This is a genomic window from Pseudoalteromonas sp. T1lg76, assembly GCF_002964725.1.
Lineage (GTDB): Bacteria > Pseudomonadota > Gammaproteobacteria > Enterobacterales > Alteromonadaceae > Pseudoalteromonas.
This window is the reverse complement of sequence record NZ_PQCE01000007.1, coordinates 52465-73363: the sequence shown is the minus strand read 5'-3', so window position 1 is coordinate 73363 and position 20899 is coordinate 52465. Positions and strand designations below refer to the sequence as shown.

The 20899-nt window shown below is 48.1% G+C and carries 15 protein-coding genes, 6 tRNA genes and 1 pseudogene; 16 read left to right on the top strand and 6 right to left on the bottom strand.

Translation table 11 applies throughout. From position 1 onward, the window contains the following. The first annotated feature begins 671 nt into the window (after nt 1–671). The 15 genes from tolQ to C2M35_RS02935 all read left to right on the top strand — a co-directional run bounded on the left by tolQ (nt 672) and on the right by C2M35_RS02935 (nt 10962). Nucleotides 672–1373, top strand: a complete 702-nt coding sequence (gene tolQ, locus C2M35_RS03005; RefSeq protein WP_105200495.1) for a protein TolQ — start codon at nt 672–674, stop codon at nt 1371–1373. Then, nucleotides 1360–1785, top strand: a complete 426-nt coding sequence (gene tolR, locus C2M35_RS03000; RefSeq protein WP_105258402.1) for a protein TolR — start codon at nt 1360–1362, stop codon at nt 1783–1785. Before tolQ ends, tolR begins: the two co-directional genes overlap by 14 nt. Nucleotide 1786: 1 nt before the next feature. Continuing rightward, a complete protein-coding gene (gene tolA, locus C2M35_RS02995) occupies nt 1787–2719 on the top strand; it encodes a cell envelope integrity protein TolA (protein WP_105200493.1) in 933 nt (310 codons plus the stop codon). A 9-nt stretch (nt 2720–2728) separates the two neighbouring features. After that, nucleotides 2729–4084, top strand: a complete 1356-nt coding sequence (tolB, locus tag C2M35_RS02990) for a Tol-Pal system beta propeller repeat protein TolB (RefSeq protein WP_105200492.1) — start codon at nt 2729–2731, stop codon at nt 4082–4084. A 122-nt stretch (nt 4085–4206) separates the two neighbouring features. Further along, entirely contained in the window at nt 4207–4740 is a 534-nt protein-coding gene (gene pal, locus C2M35_RS02985; RefSeq protein WP_105200491.1) for a peptidoglycan-associated lipoprotein Pal, read from the top strand. Nucleotides 4741–4756: 16 nt separating this feature from the next. Beyond that, nucleotides 4757–5524 (top strand): tol-pal system protein YbgF, encoded by a 768-nt coding sequence (gene ybgF / locus C2M35_RS02980; protein WP_105215486.1) that lies wholly within the window; start codon nt 4757–4759, stop codon nt 5522–5524. 187 nt (nt 5525–5711) lie between these two features. Next, nucleotides 5712–5787 (top strand) — tRNA-Lys (locus C2M35_RS02975). A 26-nt stretch (nt 5788–5813) separates the two neighbouring features. Further along, nucleotides 5814–5889, top strand: a tRNA-Lys gene (locus C2M35_RS02970). 23 nt (nt 5890–5912) lie between these two features. Continuing rightward, nucleotides 5913–5988, top strand: a tRNA-Lys gene (locus tag C2M35_RS02965). 68 nt (nt 5989–6056) lie between these two features. Further along, a tRNA-Lys gene (locus C2M35_RS02960) sits at nt 6057–6132 on the top strand. A 70-nt stretch (nt 6133–6202) separates the two neighbouring features. Next, a tRNA-Lys gene (locus C2M35_RS02955) sits at nt 6203–6278 on the top strand. A gap of 130 nt (nt 6279–6408) precedes the next feature. Beyond that, complete coding sequence (nadA, locus tag C2M35_RS02950) at nt 6409–7452, top strand: quinolinate synthase NadA (protein ID WP_105200489.1); 1044 nt, start codon at nt 6409–6411, stop codon at nt 7450–7452. Between the two features lie 106 nt (nt 7453–7558). After that, a tRNA-Ser gene (locus C2M35_RS02945) sits at nt 7559–7649 on the top strand. Nucleotides 7650–8196: 547 nt separating this feature from the next. Beyond that, entirely contained in the window at nt 8197–9297 is a 1101-nt protein-coding gene (locus tag C2M35_RS02940; RefSeq protein ID WP_105264569.1) for a helix-turn-helix domain-containing protein, read from the top strand. A 138-nt stretch (nt 9298–9435) separates the two neighbouring features. Beyond that, nucleotides 9436–10962 (top strand): amidohydrolase family protein, encoded by a 1527-nt coding sequence (locus tag C2M35_RS02935; protein ID WP_105264568.1) that lies wholly within the window; start codon nt 9436–9438, stop codon nt 10960–10962. Between the two features lie 66 nt (nt 10963–11028). Here the strand turns inward: C2M35_RS02935 and C2M35_RS02930 are convergent, their stop codons facing one another. From C2M35_RS02930 to C2M35_RS02910, 5 genes are all read right to left on the bottom strand, one after another. Next, nucleotides 11029–11967, bottom strand: coding sequence for a LysR family transcriptional regulator (locus C2M35_RS02930; RefSeq protein ID WP_105200481.1), 939 nt, complete (start codon nt 11965–11967; stop codon nt 11029–11031). A 61-nt stretch (nt 11968–12028) separates the two neighbouring features. Next, nucleotides 12029–13723 carry a bifunctional isocitrate dehydrogenase kinase/phosphatase gene (gene aceK / locus C2M35_RS02925; protein WP_105264567.1) on the bottom strand — a complete coding sequence of 565 codons (1695 nt, stop codon included), beginning with the start codon at nt 13721–13723 and terminating at the stop codon, nt 12029–12031. Between the two features lie 65 nt (nt 13724–13788). Continuing rightward, nucleotides 13789–14274, bottom strand: a complete 486-nt coding sequence (locus tag C2M35_RS02920; protein ID WP_158677897.1) for a DUF4124 domain-containing protein — start codon at nt 14272–14274, stop codon at nt 13789–13791. Between the two features lie 116 nt (nt 14275–14390). Next, nucleotides 14391–15881, bottom strand: coding sequence for a DUF3413 domain-containing protein (locus tag C2M35_RS02915; protein ID WP_105264566.1), 1491 nt, complete (start codon nt 15879–15881; stop codon nt 14391–14393). 3 nt (nt 15882–15884) lie between these two features. After that, nucleotides 15885–16097: a DUF1414 domain-containing protein gene (locus C2M35_RS02910; RefSeq protein ID WP_105215452.1), complete on the bottom strand. Its 213-nt coding sequence runs from the start codon at nt 16095–16097 to the stop codon at nt 15885–15887. 64 nt (nt 16098–16161) lie between these two features. Between C2M35_RS02910 and yejK the strand changes: the two genes are divergently transcribed. After that, a complete protein-coding gene (yejK, locus tag C2M35_RS02905; RefSeq protein WP_105215450.1) occupies nt 16162–17169 on the top strand; it encodes a nucleoid-associated protein YejK in 1008 nt (335 codons plus the stop codon). Nucleotides 17170–17252: 83 nt separating this feature from the next. Here the strand turns inward: yejK and rne are convergent. After that, nucleotides 17253–20492 (bottom strand): annotated as a pseudogene (gene rne, locus C2M35_RS02900) (ribonuclease E). Nucleotides 20493–20899 lie beyond the last annotated feature (407 nt).

Here is a 20899-nt window from a genome sequence, read left to right as displayed (position 1 = left end):
CTGTGACTGAGCTTGATTCAGGCAAAAAAAAAGCCCGCTAATAAAGCGGGCAAAACAACAAGTTGAAGGAAGTAAATCCGAGGAACACACCAGCTGCTCAATAGTAGGATGAAACAGCCGATGGTGTGAGGTGGGGAATCAGAAACCACCTCATGAACTGTGCAATAGAGCCATAGTTGGTTGCGCTAGCTCAGTACAGGGAGAATAATAAAGCGGTAGCAGATTTTCTTCAAACTAGAAAAATTATTTTTTCGGATAAAAAAAACTAATACCGAATAAAATCTTCATGATGATATTTTGCGCAATAAGCGTAAGGCTATTAGCTTTGTATGTTGAAATATAAGGCTATTATTATTTTTGTGCTTTTTTTGTTCTATTAGAATTACTATTTTTTAACTTGTGGTACATCGGCAAAATGACAGCTTATGCGAATAATTCGCATAAAATCTGTTTTTTTGGAACTTTTTCGCATGTAAAAGAGCCCAATAAGATATCTGTGTATCTGCCTGTTAACCACAGCCTGCGGCGATTTATCGGCGCTAGGCGGCAATTCATGGCAAGGTCATTGTCAGCGCAATTATGACTGGGTACACTAGGGTTCATTGTGTGTCGTACGCTGTATTGAGCGCGGATACAGTTAATTGCAATATACGCGCCTTAGGAGAAAATACGTGGATTCAGGATTAAACTTTATTGATCTTATTTTAAAAGCCAGCTTTTTAGTGCAGCTGGTGATGCTTACCCTGGTTGCCCTGTCGGTGCTTTCTTGGGCCATTATCATTCAGCGTCGCAAAATACTTAGCAACGCCTTAACGAATGCGAAAAAGTTTGAATCCCGTTTTTGGTCTGGCGTTGACCTTTCTAAGCTGTATAACGAAATCTCTGCTCGCGGTACCCAAAGTGAAGGTATCGAAGCCATTTTCACGTCGGGTTTTAAAGAATTTGCCCGCGCCAAGAAAAACAATCTCTCTGCCGCTGCGATGGGAATTGATGGTCCACATCGTGCCATGCGTGTTGCCCTTTCTCGTGAGATTGAAAAGCTAGAAAACAGCCTGTCTTTCTTAGCCACTATCGGTTCTATCAGTCCTTATATCGGTCTATTCGGTACCGTATGGGGCATCATGAACGCCTTTATCGCCTTGGGTGAAGTAAAACAAGCGACCTTGCAAATGGTTGCCCCGGGTATTGCCGAGGCTCTGATTGCAACGGCCATGGGTCTATTCGCGGCTATTCCTGCGGTTATCGCCTACAACCGTTTTGCTACCAAGATGGAAAAAATCGAATCTTATTACGGTAACTTTATGGAAGAGTTTGCCAATATCCTACATCGCCAGACTCTGACTCATGAGGTGAAAAGCCATGTATCAGCGTAAGAAGCGTCGTCCGGTCTCGGAGATCAACGTCGTTCCTTACATCGACGTGATGTTGGTGCTGTTAATTATCTTTATGGCCACCGCGCCCCTGATCACCCATGGCGTCAAGGTTGAACTGCCGAAAATGGAGCAGTCGGAATTGGTGGATACCAAGGGTGAACCGCCTATCATTGCCTCTATCGATGCCGACGGTAAATACTATGTCAGTGCTAACCCTGACCCGGAAGAGGCTTTAGAAGCGGCTCAAGTTGTAGCGATAATTCAAATGCAACTGGAAAAAAGCCCGAAAACACCTGTGATGATCAAGGGTTCCGGCCAGGTCAGTTATCAAGAGGTACTCCGTCTTATGGACATACTAAGACAAAGTGGAGTGAACGAGGTGGGTCTGATGACGGAGTCGTTCGAGGATTAATATGCAGCAGTTTAAAATACCTCTTCTGATCTCTGCCGGTTTGCATGTGCTGATGATTGCCATACTCGTTGGCGTCAATTACTTGCGCCCGTCAACGCCCGAGGTGATCACTGTGACCTTGAATGCGCCGAGCAATGAAGACACGCCGCAAAAAGCCGTGGATGCGGTGGCCGTGGATCAAAAGCAGGTGGAAAAGCGTATCGACGAGCTGCGTAAGCAGGAAGAAGATAAGAAACGGGCTGAGCAAAAACGCATTCGCGAACTGGAAAAACGCGCTGAGCTGGCCAAGCGTCAGCGTCAGGAAGAAGCTAATCGCATTAAAAAGCTAGAGCAGGAACGCAAAGCCAAGGAAGAAGAGCGTAAAAAAGCCGAAGCCGAAGCGAAAAAAGCCAGAGAAATTGAGCGTAAAGAACGCGATAAAGCGAAGAAAGCTCAGTTAGAAAAGGAAAAGGCAGAGAAGGCTGCCAAGGCCGCAGCGGAGAAACGTCGCAAGGAAGAAGAAGCGGCACGCAAAGCCGAAGAAGAGCGCAAACGTAAAGAGGCGGAAGCCAAGCGTAAGGCTGAAGAAGCAAGGCAGAAGGCACTGCAAGAGCAAATGTTGCAAGAGCAGATGGCCGCCGAGCAAGCGGTGCGTGCTAAAGCCCGCCGTCAGCAGGTACTATCTGAAGTCGACAAATATCGCGCCTTAATCGGTCAGCGTATTCAGCAGAACCTGCTGCTTGATGATAGCTTCCGCGGTAAAGAGTGTCGCCTCAATATTAAATTGGCCTTTAATGGCCTGGTGACCAGCGTAAATTCGCTTGGTGGTGACAGACAAGTATGTGAGGCCGCAGTACGTGCCGTGCGCCGCGCCGATACGCTGCCGGTATCTAAAGATCGCGACGTATTTGAAGAATTAAAAAATATTAACTTAACGGTTAAACCAGAGTTTTAGGGGACTTTTATGATTAGATTATGCCGCATGGTGGCAGTGTCTTTACTGGCGAGCATGAGTATGTGGGCTCAGGCCGCGCTGGAAATTGTGATCACCGAAGGGGTCGACAGCGCTCGCCCCATCGCTGTGGTGCCCTTCGCCTATAAAGGCACAGGCGAAATGCCCATGCGAATCAGCGAAGTGGTTGCTGCGGACTTGCGCCGCAGCGGTAAATTTAAGCCAGTTGCCAATATCGATATGCCGCAGCGCCCGAGCTCGGATGCAGATGTAGATTATGGTGCCTGGGCACAGCGTGGTGTAGAAGCCATAGTTGTGGGCACGGTTGAGCAGCAATCAGCGGGTCGTTACCTGGTCAGCTTTGAGCTGATCGATGTGTTACGCGGTCAGATCACTGGCGGTCAAACCCGAGTATTGAACAATGGTCAGTTGGTGAACAGTGAAGACCATGTGCTGGATGCCCGCGAAACCGTGATTTCGGCATCGAGCTTCCGTCGCTATGGCCACCGCATCAGTGATGTGGTGTATGAGGCCTTGACCGGTGAGCGCGGCGCCTTTTTAACAAAAATTGCTTACATCATAGTGCGTGAGCAGGACGAGAAACCATATCAGCTAGTGGTTGCCGATTACGACGGTTTTAACGAGCAGGTGTTATTGCGCTCTAAAGAGCCGCTGATGTCGCCTTCATGGTCGCCGGATGGCAATAAGCTGGCTTATGTAACTTTTGAGAACCGTCAGAGTCAGATCTTTATTCAGGATATCTACTCAGGCCAGCGTCAGTTGGTCACTTCTCACCCAGGTATCAATGGTGCGCCGCAGTTTTCACCCGATGGCACTAAGCTGGCCATGGTACTGTCAAAAGACCGTACCGGCGCCACGGAATTGTATTTATACGACTTAATTACTAAGCAGGAACGCCGCTTAACACGCCACCGTAGCATAGACACGGAGCCAACTTGGCATCCCAATGGTAAAGACCTAATGTTTACCTCTGAAAGAGGTGGTAATGCCCAGATTTATAAGTTAAATTTAGACTCGGGTCGAGTACAGCGTGTGACTTTCGACGGCGATATGAACCTGAATGGTTCGGTGACCCCGGATGGGAAACATTTGGTCATGGTTAACCGTACTTTAGGTCAATATCATATTGCTAAGAAGGATCTTGATAACGGGAACTTCCATGTGTTGACTCGAACTCGCTTGGATGAATCACCAAGCGTTGCGCCCAATGGCTCAATGATTATATACAGCACCATGCATAACAATAAAAATGTATTGGCTTTGGTGTCGATGGATGGTCGTTTTAAAGCGCGTTTACCTGTGCTCGACGGTCAGGTTAAGTCGCCGGCATGGTCGCCATTTTTGTAACTCGCTAAGGGTGCAGTCAGCTTTAGTCGTATAAACTTGATGTTTGTGCGACTATCGCACTATATTAAGAAAAATTGAAAATCAGGTGATGGTTTCACTAAATCATAATAGGAATCTACTCAATGCAACTGAATAAACTGTTAAAAAGCCTGCTTGTTGCAGTGCCAGTAATGACACTAGCGGCCTGTAGCTCTTCATCTAACCTAGATGAAGGCCAAGCCAACGAGACTAACCAAGTTGAAACCCAAGTAACTGATACTGTAGAAGTTGAAACTGTTGAGCGCGTAGAAACTGCAGAAGAAAAACTACGTAAAAAGTTTGAAGAACTTCGCCAGCAACAAGTTATCCACTTCGACTTTGACCGTGCAACGATCCAAAGCAAGTATGCTGAGCTACTTCAAGCGCACGCTCAATTCCTAATCCAAAACCCATCAGTTAAAGTACTTATCGAAGGTCACGCCGATGAGCGTGGTACGCCTGAGTACAACATCGCCCTGGGTGAGAGCCGTGGTCAGTCGGTAGAAAAATACCTTCTAAGCCTTGGCGTTAGCGCAAACCAAATGTCAGTTGTGAGCTATGGCGAAGAAAAGCCAATGATCAAAGCACGCAACGAAGAAGCGTTTGCTCAAAACCGCCGTGCGGTATTAGTATACTAAAATCAGTAGAGTAATGATGAAGCCGAAACTTATTTTGGCAGCCTTACTCATGAGCGGGAGCACCCATGTTTGGGCTGCTCCCGCTCCTGTTTCTGAGGCCACTGCCAGCGAATCAAGTATTGAGCAGCGCTTAAGCCGACTTGAGCAAATGATGCAATCGCGCAACATTATGCAAGCCAATCTGCAGCAGCAGCTCGATATGTTACAGGATGAAGTGAGCCAGCTACGTGGCATTACCGAAGAGCATAGCTACAAGCTCGAGAAGGTGTTGCAACGTCAACGTGAGCTTTATCAAGAGATTGAGAACCGTGTGAGTGCCGCTTATACGCAGCAGCCGAGCTACGAGTCATCACAAGTGCCAATGCCGCAGCCTGACACTGGCTTAAGCACCACGGCGGTCAGCACCGACCTATCGGAAAACGAAGCGTACGATAAAGCGGTGAAACTGATTATGCAGGATAAGCGCTATGATGCCGCTATTCCTGAATTCCAGTCTTTTTTACAAAGCTACCCAAATTCCGTGTATGCGGCTAACGCTCATTACTGGTTGGGGCAATTGTTGACTATCAAGGGCGATACAGCCGGTGCCAAGTCTCATTTTGAGACCGTAGTGAATCAGTTCAGTGATTCTAGCAAGCGCCCGGACGCACTCCTTAAACTTGGCACCCTAGAACAACAGCAAGGTCAGCTGGCCAAAGCTAAGCAGTTGTTTAATGAGGTTATCACTCAATACCCTAATACCACGGCTGCGAAACTTGCCGCCGAACGTGTTAGCAAGTTGTAGCCGAATTTTGCCAGTTGCAATGTTTTAGACTGCTTTGTAGCTAAAGCGGTCTAAAATTAGGCAACTAAAAGGAAAAACTAAAAAAAACCGAGTATTTGTATTGCACTTGGATTTTAAATAAGTATTATAAGCGCCCGCAGCAGGGGATAACCACTCAGGAAGTTTTCTGCGGCAAATTACATAAAGTGGGTCATTAGCTCAGCTGGTAGAGCAGTGGACTTTTAATCCATTGGTCGATGGTTCGAATCCATCATGACCCACCACTTTATGTAATACTTAGCACAGCGTTGGGTCATTAGCTCAGTTGGTAGAGCAGTGGACTTTTAATCCATTGGTCGATGGTTCAAGTCCATCATGACCCACCAATTGCTAAATAGATTCTAATGTTGGGTCATTAGCTCAGCTGGTAGAGCAGTGGACTTTTAATCCATTGGTCGATGGTTCGAATCCATCATGACCCACCACTTTAGAATCAATACTGTTAACTTGTTGACGTTAATCATAACGCCTTAAACAACTTAACAACCCGGGCGGGTCATTAGCTCAGCTGGTAGAGCAGTGGACTTTTAATCCATTGGTCGATGGTTCGAATCCATCATGACCCACCATTCAATCTCCCCCTGCTATTATGAATAGCACTTAATGTGCCGACATCTTATTGGCTCATTACACCAGAGCGGGTCATTAGCTCAGCTGGTAGAGCAGTGGACTTTTAATCCATTGGTCGATGGTTCGAATCCATCATGACCCACCACTTTCTTTATTCCCTTTTAAACTAACTAGTTACTAACTATCTTCTCGAACCCTAGCGCATAGCTTCTTTTTATCGTCATAGTTTCGTATAATTGCCCTAGTATTTCGTAACCTAGAATAGTTTTATCAGTATGGGTATTAGCCAACAGATCATGCCAGAGGACTATATTTTTCCTCCTAAGCCAGCTCCTCTTTCCGATGCAGAAAAGCTCGCCTATAAAGAGCGTATTAAGCAATTGCTGAAAGAGAAGAATGCCGTATTAGTCGCGCACTACTATACCGACCCTGAAATTCAGGCGCTCGCGGAAGAAACCGGTGGCTGTGTTGCCGACTCGTTAGAGATGGCTCGTTTTGGCGCACGTCAAGAGCAAGCAGATATGATTATTGTTGCCGGCGTTCGCTTTATGGGTGAAACGGCTAAGATCCTGACGCCGAATAAAACCGTGGTCATGCCAACTCTGGAGGCGACCTGTTCGCTGGATGTGGGTTGTCCCATCGATGCCTTTAGCGCGTTTTGTGATCAGCACCCGGATCGTAAAGTAGTGGTGTACGCCAATACTTCGACTGCGGTTAAGGCCCGTGCGGATTGGATTGTTACCTCATCATGTGCGTTGGAAATTGTTGAGCACCTTGATAGTGAAGGCGAAAAAATTATCTGGGGTCCGGATAAGCACCTTGGCAGCTATATTCAAAAGCAAACCGGTGCCGATATGATCATGTGGAATGGCGCCTGTATCGTTCACGACGAGTTTAAAACTAAAGCGCTGCAAGATATGAAAGCTTTGCACCCGGATGCGGCGGTTCTGGTTCACCCAGAGTCTCCAGCCGAGATTGTTGAGCTGGCCGATGCGGTTGGTTCAACCAGCCAGTTGATTAAAGCGGCGCAGGAAATGGATAACCAGAAGTTTATCGTCGCCACCGATCGCGGTATTTTTTATAAGATGCAGCAACTGTGCCCAGAGAAGGAGTTCTTTGAAGCACCGACTGCGGGCGAGGGTGCTACCTGTAAAAGCTGCGCACATTGCCCTTGGATGGCCATGAACGGCTTAAAAGCCATTGAAGAAGCACTGATTGACCCAAGCGGTAAAGAAGTGTTTGTGGACATGGAGCTGCGTGAGGGCGCCTTACGCTCACTTAATCGCATGCTTGATTTCACCGCCGCCATGGCACGCTAATGGCGGATTACTAAGCAATTGATTTGGTTTTGTAAAAAACACCTTGCAACAAACAAAGCCTTTGCTTAGTATAAGCGGCGCTGCTGCGGCAGCCCAGTTAAAGTGCGGAGAGGTGGCTGAGTGGCCGAAGGCGCACGACTGGAACTCGTGTATACGTTAATAGCGTATCGAGGGTTCGAATCCCTCCCTCTCCGCCATGCATTAAAACAAAAGAGCCCAGCTTTATGCTGGGCTTTTTCGTTTTAACCTCAAAGGCTGAGTTAGGGAGGCCTTGATGAGAACCCTAGTTCGACAAAATGCCGGGAGCGTTTTGTGCTGCGAAGCACCCGAAGGGGCGAATATAGGGAAATATGAGCGCACCTAAATGCCGCGAGCATTTTGAGCCGCGTAGGCCCCACAGGGTTGCCTACAGGATGTAGGCAAGTTAATCCCTCCCGGGTTGACCGTTTTCGGCGTACGGTCGCAAGCTTCGGCCCTGCGGCGTTGCCTTGGACTGTTCGTTCACTAGTGGTGAACTCACTCCTCTCCGCCATGCATTATGATAAAAAACCAGCTTCGGCTGGTTTTTTGCTTTTCGGCGTACGGTCGCAAGCTTCGGCCCTGCGGCATTGCCTTGGGCTGTTCGTTCACTAGTGGTGAATTCACTCCTCACCTCAACACTTATAAGCCGATACAAATCGACATAAGTTCGGTTAATAGATAGACTTATGCCCTTATCTAACCAGACATAAAATAAAAATAACAATGTCGCAAACTCAGACTGTAATACTGGCCATTGGCGGGTTTCAGGGCTTTTTGTTGTTTACCTTATTAGTGAGTGACAAACGGGTTAACTACGCCAGTAAGTTATTGGCTATCCAGTGCTTGTTTATAGCTACTACTTTTGCTTTGCCACTAATCGTGGATGCAGGAGAAAGTCAATTTACTTGGTTGATAGCTTGGTTGGTGTTTCTACCCGCTTGTTATGGGGCTCTTACCTATTTGTATTGCCGAACAGCCATTACCGGTGCGCCGCTTAAGGCCAGTGATATTCTTCATCTTTTTCCCTTGGCAATATGCTACCTGCTCAATTACGACATCCTGTTTTCTGGCGACAAGGCGTTGAGTTTTGTCACCGTACCCGACACCACGCTTATCAAGCATACTCTGACAAAAATTGTTTTTTACGGACAAGTGGGCGTCTATTTAGCGCTGTTGATAACCATGGTCAGTCGCTACCAGGCCAAGGCTAAACAAACGCTCTCCTCTTATAGCCCAGATATTTTTAAGTGGATTTGGAGCCTGGTGGCCTTTATGGCCGGGATATGGAGTTTAAAGCTGTTGTTTTACTTTATTAACTCGGCACCTATCGTCAATCTGCTTGCCGATTGCCTCCTGGTTTTAATGGTTTATTTTGTTGCAGTAGTCCAGTGGCGTAACCCAAGTCTCTTTCATATTCGGCAACTAACAACACAACTGGAGCAGCCAAAGGATTCCGGTGCTAAAGCCTCTGCTGATGGTGTATTGGATCCAGATACGCGTTCAAGCATACTGAAATTGGTTCAAGATGAAGTCAAAAACCAGGCCCTCTATCGGAACAGCGAATTGACCTTGTCCACACTTGCACAGCAGGTTGGTGTGAGTGTGCACCAATTGTCAGAGACCTTGAATCAAGCCGGCGGCAAAAATTTTAATCAATTTATTAACGAATACCGGGTGGCCGAGGTATGCGAGCAACTCGACCAAAAAAGCGAACGTAAATTAATTGATTTGGCTATGGATGCGGGGTTTTCTTCAAAAAGCAGTTTTAATGCCATCTTCAAAAAGCTTACGGGGCTGACGCCAAGTGCGTATCGATGCCAGTAGTGCTCTATCGGCTAGATCGGATATAGCGCCTAAAAAGGTGTAAAAACAACATATTGGACGTCTGATATTATAAGGCTGGACGCTTTTGATTCACCTGTGTGCTGAAATTACTCCATCAACAACAGATGGAAATACCCCATGTTTAAAACTCTTTTAAAATGGCTTTTTGGTCTCTTTATTGGCGTCAGCATTGTCGCAGCCGCTTATCTCGCTTGGTTTAAAAATGGCGTTAATTTTATTTATGGCGCCCATACTCAGGTCGTCGATCATCGCGCCTTTGCATCGCCCAGGCAGTTAACCGTAATTACGGATGTCAGCGTGCTCTCACCTGACGGCCAAACCATGCTACCCAATCGCACTGTGGTCCTGGATAAGGGAGAGATTCTCTCTGTGACCACCGAGGGCTCAATTCCCGCAGGTGCTATGGTCATACCTGGCCAGGGTAAATATCTTATTCCCGGCTTGGTGGATTCACATGCCCATCTTCTAAAGAGCCCCAACGATTTATTGCTTTACGTTGCCAATGGCGTCACCCATATTCGTGATTTGGGAGGCCCAGCCGAGCGTTTACAATTGCGTGAAGAGATTGACCAAGGTCGCGTTGGCCCTAGGCTCTTTGTGTCTTCCCCACCCATCGACTCAATGGGGCTGCTTGAGGGCGCATTTTGGGAGTTTATTACATTCCATAAAAATACCCATGATGTTGAGCATGCTAAAAGCATGGTCAAAGAGTTTGCCGAGCAAGGATATGACGCCATTAAAATCTACCACCTAGATATGCCGACCTACCGTGCCGTGAATAAACTAGCCACCGAATTGGGAGTGCCAACCACGGGTCATTTTCCTTTGACCTTTGAGCTCTCGGAATTGGCGGTCACCCAACAAAGGGAGGTCGCTCACCTTGAGGAAATTGTGCGGGTGCTGATCAGAGAGTTTGGTTCTATCAATAAGCAAGGCAGCGAGGCCTTCTATGCCCATGTAGAAGCCCGTGCCGACGAGATTATTGACGACTTATTGGCGAATGACATCACAGTAAGTTCCGTCTTATGGTTTATGGAAAGCATCCACGATCAGTTCAGCAATCTTGAGGAGGCATTAAAAGAAGTGCATATGGAATACGCCAACCCAGGCCTAGTTGAAGGCACCAAAGACGGCGGCGAATATAAAGTGGGCTGGTTACCCGGCTATAATCAGTTCGAAGCTGTGAATGATGCGTCGGAGGAGGCTTACAAAAAGAGCGATACTTTCTGGCAAGCGCGGGAGAAAGCGCACCATATTTTATTAAAAGCCATGGTTCGTCGTGGCGTTAAGATAGTTGCGGGCACGGACGCGGGAGGCAACCTGGTGGTACCTGGCTTCTCACTGCATGACGAACTAAGATCGCTAAATTTAGGCGGCATGAACCCGGCGCAAACGCTGGCAACCGCAACCAGAGTTCCAGCGGAATTGATGAAGAGTAATGCCGGTATTATTGAACCTGGCCGACGTGCCGACTTGCTAATACTCAATCAAAACCCACTTACAGATATTGGCAACACTCGCAGCATAGATACGGTTATTCTAAACGGTCGTGTGTTTGTGCGAGAGCAGCTAGATGCCATGTTAGACGCGGTTAAGCAGGCGAACGCTAACAGTCGCAAAATCAATATTGATAAGTATCTCTAATCGACCTTGTCCTTTGAAACAAAAAGCCCAGCTATGTCGCGGGGCTCTTTTATATTTGCATCCGATTTACGCTAACTCCTGCGCCACTTCTGCCACTTTTTGTCGTAACCAGATATGGCTCACATCCCTATGCAGCAGCGGCGACCAAATCATGTCGAGCTCGAATGGCGGAATGGGGAAGGGCGGCTCTAAAATGGTGAGCCCCGGATCGTCTTTGTATATTTTTGCCGCCTTAGAGGGCAAGGTGGCCACCAGGTTTAGCTCTTTAGCCAGGTGAATGGCTACGTGGTAATTACGAGTGAAAGTGGCAATATCCCTGTGTTTACCAAAGTGTGCCAGGGCTTCGTCAACCCAGCCGAGTTTTTGTACGTCCTTGGGATCCATACCCACACCCACGCCGAAACCTGTTTTACTCACCCAGATATGTCTGGCCTGCAAATAACTTTCTAAATTAAAGCGCTCTAAAATGGGGTTATCGGATTTAACCAGACAGCAGAAGCTGTCTTTCCAAATACGTTTGTGGTGGAAAGACTGAGGCAGTTTCTCAAAACGGTTGAGGGCCATGTCCACCTTGCCGTTTTCAACGTCGTGGAAGTTAACGTCGCTTGGCGTAAGAATATCCAAGGTGGTATCCGGTGCTTCGGCATGGAGTTTACTTAACAGGCGTGGAGCCAAGGTGCTGGCGGCATAGTCACTGGCCATAATGCGAAATACGCGCTTACTGCTGGCGGGCTCAAAGTCACGGTTAGGGGCTAAGGTTTCCTCCAGGGTCATCAGCACCCCGCGGATCACAGGTTGCAGCTCTAAGGCGCGCTCTGTGGGGACCATGCCCTCACTGGTGCGCACCAATAGGGGGTCGTTCAACAGGTTACGTAGGCGTTTAAGGCCATTACTCATGGCCGGCTGAGTAATGCTGAGCTGATTGGCTGCCTTGGTGACATTACACTCGCGCAATAAGGTATCGAGATAAACGAGAAGATTTAAATCAATTTTGTTTATGTTCATTCCGCTATGCCATTTATTATATTTATAGTTAGTCTAGCTTATTCTTGGGTAGCAGAATAGGCTACCAAAGGTGTATAAATCGCTGTTCTTTGGGATAAGGATAAACCTGTTTATATTCGCCGCGAACAATTTTTTGCTGTGCCTGCTGCCAATAGGCGGCTTCAGTCAGCTCGCCATGATGACGCATAAATATTTCTTTATGAGTAGGGTTAGGTAACACAAAGGTGGTTAGCTGAGCCGGGAACACATCGTTTGGGGCGACCGAAATGCTGTGCTCATCGTTGTAATCGAATTCGCGAAATTGCATATCTGTAAGATATTGAACTTCGTCATAGTCATAGAAGACCACACGCTGATGCTTGGTGACGCCAAAGTTTTTCAACAGCATATCGCCGGGGAAGATATTGGCGGCGATCATTTCTTTAAGTGCCTGACCGTATTCGATAATGGCGTGCTCGGCTTTTTCCTCATTCACCTCTTGCAGGTAAAGGTTTAGCGGCGTCATACGGCGTTCGATATAGAGGTGCTTGATGATCAGCATATCGCCTTCGATACGCATGGAATTAGCAATGCTGTTTTCCAACTGCTGCAGTAATTCATCGCTAAAGCAACTCAGGGGCAGAGCCACATCGGAATACTCCCAGGTATCGGCCATGCGGCCAACCCTGTCGTGGCGCTTAACCAGTTGATAACGCTCGAGTACGGTTTGTCTGCCAAAGGGTTTACTGGAGCCAAAGCGGTCGCGGATTATTTTAAATACGTAAGGGAAAGATGGCAGGTTGATAACCATCATCACCATGCCCGGAGTACCGGCGGCCAGCTCAAAGCGCTCCTGAGCATGCTGCATATGTGCCAGTAGCTCACGGTAGAATTCGGTTTTGCCCTGCTTATGAAAACCTATGGCGTTATAGAGTTCCGCCTTGGTTTTGCCGGGCATGAGTTGATTGAGAAAGTGCACCAAGGCCGACGGCGCATGAGTTTGCACCATAAAATAAGCGCGGGCAAAGCCGAAGATCACCCGCATTTGTGATGAACGCGTGAGCAGGGCATCGATATAGAGGCCGCGGTCTTTGTTATGCAATACCGCAATGATAAAGGGCTGGGAGCCAGTTGATGAAACTATACGACCGACGATATAGGCGGCCTGGCCGCGATAAAAGGGGGCCTGCAGTATGTCAAAACGCATTTGGTGGCTTTTAACATGGGTGTCTGGCGCTTGTTTTATAAAAGCCTTTAATAACAAGCGAATATCACGCTCTAAATTGGCAAAGGCACAACCAAACTCAAACTGAGTGATAATTTGGCGAATGGTGGGTTTAAGGCCTTCAACCACGGGAAAGTAGCTGCGATATTCGGCCTCCACCGGCAGCGCCGGGGCATCGGCCAGGGTCGCCTGAACGAAGATAAAGTCGTTATTGTAGTATTTGCGTTCAAATAAACGACAAAACACCGAGTTATAAAAGGTTTCTGCGAGCTCTGCCTGAGGGTGAAAGGTTAAAAACTGCTTATAGCATTCCTTGGTGTCTATCCACAGCTGGGGATCGTCCGCCGGATCACTGACCACACAGGCCAGAGTGTCGACGGTTTCATTAACGCGGGTATCATAATAGCTAATGCGCAAACTAGCGATATGACGCATGGTCGCCCAATCACGCTTGGCAAAGGCTTGGGGAGCTTGCGCCGTGATCGATTGGAACAACTTATAGTGATGGAAAAACCCATTAAGAATTTGTTGCGCTATTGCTTGTGCATACACAGTTAAAGCCTCTAGAGTATAAACTCTAACCTACCTTAAGCCATGGTTCTAAGTCTTTGCAAGTGTTATTGATATTTTGCCAGGGACTTTTCTAACCTTGCCAGCTTTTGTTCGGTTTCTTTAATGCGCTGAGTATAGCGACGTTCAATGTCCTTGATATTAACCTGAACCTCTTTTTTCAGTGCCTTGCGCTCGTCATCTGACATCAGACGCTCCAGGCGTTGTTCTTCGGCCAGGGTTTTTGCACTGCGCTCGCGCTTTAACATCACCACCTTATGCTTGGTGCTGCGAATTTGCATATTGATGCTGTCGCGCTTATTTTCCTTTTCCAGCTCGGATAGTTGCTTGTTGTAGTCTTCTTTTGGGCCTCGTTGAGGAGACTTGGTATGTGTTACTTCTTGCTCCTTCGCATTTTTATCGCAAGGGAACTGGCTAAATACCGTGCCTTCTGACGTTTGACACTTAAAATATGTGGTATTGGCATAACCCAAAACTGGCAGCGCCGCGCTAAGTATTAACACACTTCTTAGGAGTGCTAATCTACTAGTCACTATTTCACCTCGCTTAATTATTGTTCTCATTCCTTACCCAATATAGATGAACTAAAATTGAATGTCACGGAAGTAAGCCAAAGGTATTAAAGCAAGGTGGTTGTTTTTTATCCGTTTTATTGCGCGTTAAAGCGTTTGAGCTGCTTAAGGCCTTGAATTAAAAAAGGCACATTAAGTTCTTGGTCGACATTAAAGCCCTCGCTGGCGGAAATATGTTTATAACTGCCATCGCTGCTTAACAGGGTAATGCGGTCTTTGCGCAGGGCGATAAACACCCCTTGTGAGTAATTGATATTGGGCTGAGTGTCATTACCCAGCATATTATTGGCAATTAATGCACTGGCTGCCAACTCTGGGCACTGCCAATGTTCAGCAAGCACTGTGGCCAGTATGTCCTGGGGTTGCACTATATGACCTAAACCCTGCAAACGCGTGTCTGAGCTCCACAATTGATTAATTGTCGTGATGCGCTCTGTGCTTTCGCTGGCAAGGGTAAAGGCAAAGACTGTATGCGAGTCTTGCACCGGCGTGTGCTCATCAAGGGAGACTGTGACCAGGGCGTCGGCATCGTCATGAATAAAATCAAATTGCGCTAGATTCGTTTGCAGCGTCAAAGGCGTGCGTCGCCACAGCGGATCTATGTGATCCTTGCTCATGCTTTGGCGGTAATAGCTGGGCAAGCCATAGAGGGCATTGAATATAGTGTCTTCAGCGCTGGTTGGGTGCAAAATAGGGGCAACCTGTTGTAGTGTCGGGTTAGCCTGGGTAAAGCGGGCTAAGTCGGCCTGAGTGCTAAACAAGCGAATATCAACTGCGGCGGCATCCAGCGCCAGGTTACAGCTTGGCAATTGCGCTGGCATCACAAAGCTGACATTGGGCGCATTGACATTAACCGAGCGCTCTTGCTCATAACGTTTCAGATCCAGTAAGTCATTTTTGGCCAGCAGGGATTTTGCCGTAGTCGGGTAAGACAGAGGCAACATATTGTCCTGCTTGGTGATATCAAATTTTAGTTCGGCGTCGGCCCAAATATGAATGCTGTGGCTAAGGGCAAAACACACCACTAATGCAGTGGTGATGGTGCGACCAATACGCAGGCGTTTGAGGTCGCCCAGATGGTGCCATGCATAATTACTGACGATCAGCTGATAGGCCAAAATCAACATGACAAAGGCACTTACCATCAGAGTCGACAACGCTGGGGTATTACTTACATTGCGCCAAAACAGGGATAAAATTTCCCCTAAGGCACTGTAATTCAAGTGATATCCCAGGTTGTAATAAACAAAGGCATCCACCGCCAGCAAGGTCATGCCTATGGTGGCCAGCACCGAGGCCATGCCGCGAATATGCCGAGGATAGGGAAAAACCAAGGACAGCGGGAATATGGTCAGCACAAAGGCTAGAAAAGTAATAAAGGCGGTGTGGCTTAACCAGGTCACCACCATATAAAAGGTGCCGATAGCCGTTGCTGGATGCGCATCGGCAAATAAATAGGCAAGGCTAAGCAACAACGCAAGACCAATATTAGCCAGGGTAAACCAGTGACCCCAGGCCAGTAACTGACTGACTCGAGAAGAAAATTGATTTTGCGTTGTCAGGTTCATTGGTTACTTCAACGAATCCGTTAGGGCATTAGCAAAGTTTTGCGCCACTGCAGCTCTTTTTGCCGCAGGCACATGCTCTTTAATAATATGCGTGATAGTATTGCCCAGACACATCAGGCTTAAATCAACCGGTGCCTTTTTTTCGGCAAGTACAGCTACAAGCTGGTCGACAAGTTGTTCTACTTCTTCATTGGTATATTTGGATAACGCTGGCATCGGTGGTTCATTACTGATTTATATATGTCCTTGTATTTTAACACCGTAGGAGTGAAAAACAAAGATGACCACTGAGGTTAAGAAGCTGGTTGTACATTACGTCGATAAAGACGACGGTAATACCCAAATTCACTTGCGCAATGACGAAATGCCCATCAATGAGCGCGTTAATGTGTTTATCGAGCAGTTACATCACGCCTATAACGGCAAGCCAGGCAAGGGTTTTTGTGCCTTCAGTGCAGACAAAAGCAGCGTTGTGGCAAGTGCCATGCAAAGCTACCGTAATCATGAGCTTGGCTTTTGGCAAGTCACCGAGCAGGCCGCTACGGTATTAAAAGAAGAGCTTGATAAATATGCCTTTAATGAAACCGGCTATCTGGTGTTTTGTCATTATCAGTATGTTGCCACGGAATATATTTTAATTGCCCTAATTAATATTAAAGAGCATTACAGCATTACCTCTGAGCTGGACTTGGCCTCTTCCCGTCACCTGGATATCACCCGCATGCAATTGGCGGCGCGCATCGACTTAGCAGCCTGGGACACGCAGGCAGACGATAACCGTTATATCTCCTTTATCAAAGGTCGAGCCGGGCGTAAGGTTGCCGATTTCTTCTTGGACTTCCTCGGCTGTGAAGAAGGTATCGACCCGAAACAACAAAGTCGCTCCATGTTGAACGCAGTTGAAGACTACCTAAGCGAGCAAGGCTTAGACAAGACGGAAAAAGATGAACGTCGCCGCGAAGTCTTTGATTATTGCAGTGACCGCTTAAGCAGTGGCGAAGATGCTCAAATCGATGAAATTGGTAAGGCTATCAGCAAGGATGATGAGAACAGCTTTAACGATTTTTATCAGCAGCAAAATTATGATTTGGCCGAGTCATTCCCGATCGATAAGAAAACCGTAACCGGCATGGTGAAGTTATCTGGCATGGGTGGTGGAGTGAGCGTTGGCTTTGAGCGCAAGCACTTGGGTGAGCGGGTTATTTACGACCCGGTTAATGACACCCTGACTATCAAGGGCGTGCCGCCAAATCTAAAAGACCAGCTTGAGCAGTTGGATAAGGAGTAGGGGGTAAACCTGCTTCTAGTCTTAGGAATATAAAAGACATAAAAAAAGCCGCTGAAATCAGCGGCTTTTTGCGTTTACCTTAATTACTCGGCATCAGCCTGAGCTACTTCAGGCACCGGCTCAGCGGCAATCTGTGGGGCTTTTGGTGTCGCCGCGCCACAGAATGCATGGTGTACAGGTGCAACTGACCCTGGCTTCAAGCCACTGTTGACCACGGCTGCACGCTGCTCTGCAGGCATTGGCTGTGGCAATTCACCCAGAGGTTGCATGGCTGGGGTTACCGGCTGTGTCATAGGCGCAGAGGCATGACCGATTGCGCGTACGGCTTTAGCTGCTGGCTCGACCGTTGCTGTAACCTCTGCTTCAACTTGTGGGGCTTCTGCAGTTTCCGCAACAGGTGCTTCTTCAGCTACAACTTCAACCTTTTCCTCCTGAACAGGCTCGGCTGGTGTTTCAACAACTGTCTCGACGGCAGTCTCGACAGCAGTTTCGACGGAAGTCTCAGCAAGTGTTTCAACCTGAGCTTCAACTTCAGCTTCAGCTGGTTTCGCTTCATCTTGCTCGGCGATAACTTCTACCGCTGGCTCTTCGCTGCTAGTCGCAGGCGTTTCAACAACCGCTTCTTCAGCTTGTGGCTCAACAGTTTCTGCAACCACTTCGGCTTGAGGCTCTGGGCTCTCTTGGCTTGGTGCTGGAGCAGCTTCAACGGCTACTTGTTCCACTGGCGTTTCTACCGACTGCTCGGCTGTCTGCTCTGCAGGTACAGTATCTTGCTTCGCTTCTTCCGCCATGGCTTGATCCGCTACCGGAATAAAGGCAGCCTTTTCCACTTCGCCTTCTTACTTTTCACGGCGACGACGTTGACCGGCGGCGCGCAGGTGGCGTGGTGAACGACGGCTGCGAGTGCGGCCTTCTTTTTCACCCTCGGCTTGCTCTTCACCTTCTTGCGTCTCAGCGTTGGCGTTTTCCACCTGAGCGGCTGGCTCTGCTTTTGGCTCTGCCTTAGGTGCAGGCTTAGATTCAGCTTTTGGTGAAGCCTTTTCTTGTGCTGCATCAGCTTGCTGTTCTTGCACGGCAACTTCTTGAGTTGCTGCAATAACTGGCGCTGCTTGTTGCTCTTGAGCATCTACTGCAGGCTCAACCACAGGCGTTGCTGTTTCGGTTGTAAGCGTTTGCTCTGTCTGATTTGACACACGTACCTTCTTACGAAGATTACGTCGCTGACGGCGCTGCTTAGGCTTTTGATCTTGCTCTTGTTGTTGCTCTTCTTGAGCTTCAACAACCGCTTCTTTGCGCACTTCCTCGTTATCGTTGCGGTTATCGCGACGACGGTTTTGCGAACGACGGCGTTTATTGCGGTTATCCGAGCTACGATTATCATCACGCTCGTTGCTGCGCTGACCACCACGTTGGCCGCCGCGCTCATCGCTGCGATTTTGCTCGTTGCTTTCGCTCTTCTCAGCTTCTGGCTTTTCACCGCCTTTTTGCTGCGGGCCTTTACCACGGTTACGCGACTGATTGCTGCGACGACGCTGGTTATTGCGACGACGTTCACCAGAGCGGCGCTCTTTTTGCTCTTCTTGACCTGACTTTTTATCTTGCTCTTTTTGCTCTTCGCCGCCGAACAGACCTTTAAGCCATTTGCCGATGCGCTCAAGCAGGCCTAGTTGTGCAGGCGCTTTGGCTTGAGGGCCGGCCGCTTTAGGCTGAGCAACAGGTGCAGGCTCGTGTGGCATGACTACGCCTTTAAGCACAGGCTCTTCACGTTGTGGCATAGCCGGCGCACGTGAGTACTCAATTGCTTCCGGCTCCGGCTCAATGATTTGCTCGTAGCTTGCTGCTTCTAGGGTCTCGTCTTTGCGTAAACGTACGACTTCGTAATGCGGTGTTTCCATATGTTGATTAGGAATGATCACCACATCACAGTTGTGTCGTTTTTCAATGCGCTGCACGCTGCGGCGCTTTTCGTTGAGCAGGTAGGCGCCAACGGCAACTGGTACCTGAGCATTAACCTGAGCGGTATTGTCCTTGATCGCTTCTTCTTCGATTAAGCGCAAGATAGACAAGGCGATAGACTCGTTTGAACGAATGGTACCTTGGCCACTACAACGTGGGCAGCTGCCTTGGCTCGCTTCACCCAGTGAAGGGCGCAGGCGCTGACGTGACATTTCCAACAGGCCAAAACGAGAAATTTTGCCGATCTGCACGCGGGCACGGTCTTGACGTGCCGCATCTTTAAGGCGGTTTTCTACTTCACGTTGATGGCGCGGCGGCGTCATATCGATAAAGTCGATAACAATCAAACCACCCAGGTCACGCAGGCGTAACTGGCGGGCGATTTCATCGGCGGCTTCCAAGTTGGTATTAAGTGCGGTTTCCTCAATATCGCTACCTTTTGTCGCTTTTGATGAGTTGATATCGATAGAGGTCAGTGCTTCCGTCGGGTCAATAACGATTGAACCACCAGAAGGCAGACGTACTTCGCGTTGGAAGGCCGACTCAATTTGGCTTTCAATTTGATAATGCGTAAACAGGGGCACATCGTTTTGGTACAGCTTCACGCGATTCATAAAGTCTGGGCGGAAGCGTTCGATATGGGCTTTTGCTTCTTCGAATACGCGCGGCTTGTCGATTAGGATTTCACCGATATCGCGACGTAGATAGTCACGAATAGCGCGGAAAATAACGTTGCTTTCCTGGTGAATTAAGAAAGGTGCCTTGCCGCTGTCGGCTGCATCTTTAATCGCCTGCCAATGTACCAGAAGCGCTTTTAAGTCGTAGTCAAGCTCTTCGTATGATTTGCCTACACCTGCGGTGCGAACAATCAGGCCCATGCCTTTAGGCAGGTCCAGGCGGCTTAGCGCTTCTTTAAGCTCGGCGCGCTCATCCCCTTCGATACGACGAGAAATACCGCCAGCACGAGGGTTATTTGGCATAAGCACCAGGTAGCTACCGGCAACACTGATAAAGGTGGTTAGCGCAGCGCCTTTTTGGCCACGTTCTTCTTTATCAACCTGGACGATCACTTCCTGACCTTCACGGATCACATCCTTGATATTAGGACGGCCGCTGAAGGTATAACCGCTAGGGAAGTAAGTGCGGGCAATTTCTTTCAGTGGTAAGAAGCCATGGCGTTCGGCGCCGTAGTCAACAAAAGCGGCTTCAAGTGAAGGTTCGATACGGGTAATTTTACCCTTGTAGATGTTTGCTTTCTTTTGTTCGTGTCCAGGGCTTTCGATGTCTAGATCGTACAGGCGCTGGCCATCAACCAGTGCTACGCGCATTTCTTCTTGCTGCGTCGCATTGATTAGCATGCGTTTCATATTGTTACTCTTAAATTCTTTACATAGTGCCCGACCTGATTTGGGTCGTTCGGCGCTCTTCTTTGTGTCTTAGGTACAGTCTCACGACTGGGCTTTTAACGAAAAAGCTTAACGTTTTAAATCTACCTTGGAGTGGTTTGGCAGTAATTTTGAGCCACTACACCACATCTAAGTTTATGCCCTCAGCTAGGGGCTGACAGGCGACGCACAAGGCAATAGTCGTTTACCGTTACACCAAATGGTGGTCGATAGCATTATGATTTTGTTTAATTACAGGCCGTTCGCTGACGTTCTATTTAATGCTGAATCGTGCGCAAAAGACCTAATGTTCTATTCTTCGTTTCCTATTATTACCCCGTTGGGCTAATCACCACTTGCGGTCGCAGCCAAACAAACAATCTATTACG

What these genes read in the sequence shown, in the direction of transcription:
- tolR (WP_105258402.1), top strand. Translation starts at nt 1,360, where the DNA reads ATGTATCAGCGTAAGAAGCGTCGTCCGGTCTCGGAGATCAACGTCGTT.
- tolA (WP_105200493.1), top strand. Translation starts at nt 1,787, where the DNA reads ATGCAGCAGTTTAAAATACCTCTTCTGATCTCTGCCGGTTTGCATGTG.
- tolB (WP_105200492.1), top strand. Translation starts at nt 2,729, where the DNA reads ATGATTAGATTATGCCGCATGGTGGCAGTGTCTTTACTGGCGAGCATG.
- pal (WP_105200491.1), top strand. Translation starts at nt 4,207, where the DNA reads ATGCAACTGAATAAACTGTTAAAAAGCCTGCTTGTTGCAGTGCCAGTA.
- ybgF (WP_105215486.1), top strand. Translation starts at nt 4,757, where the DNA reads ATGAAGCCGAAACTTATTTTGGCAGCCTTACTCATGAGCGGGAGCACC.
- nadA (WP_105200489.1), top strand. Translation starts at nt 6,409, where the DNA reads ATGGGTATTAGCCAACAGATCATGCCAGAGGACTATATTTTTCCTCCT.
- C2M35_RS02940 (WP_105264569.1), top strand. Translation starts at nt 8,197, where the DNA reads ATGTCGCAAACTCAGACTGTAATACTGGCCATTGGCGGGTTTCAGGGC.
- C2M35_RS02935 (WP_105264568.1), top strand. Translation starts at nt 9,436, where the DNA reads ATGTTTAAAACTCTTTTAAAATGGCTTTTTGGTCTCTTTATTGGCGTC.
- C2M35_RS02930 (WP_105200481.1), bottom strand. Translation starts at nt 11,967, where the DNA reads ATGAACATAAACAAAATTGATTTAAATCTTCTCGTTTATCTCGATACC.
- C2M35_RS02915 (WP_105264566.1), bottom strand. Translation starts at nt 15,881, where the DNA reads ATGAACCTGACAACGCAAAATCAATTTTCTTCTCGAGTCAGTCAGTTA.
- C2M35_RS02910 (WP_105215452.1), bottom strand. Translation starts at nt 16,097, where the DNA reads ATGCCAGCGTTATCCAAATATACCAATGAAGAAGTAGAACAACTTGTC.
- yejK (WP_105215450.1), top strand. Translation starts at nt 16,162, where the DNA reads ATGACCACTGAGGTTAAGAAGCTGGTTGTACATTACGTCGATAAAGAC.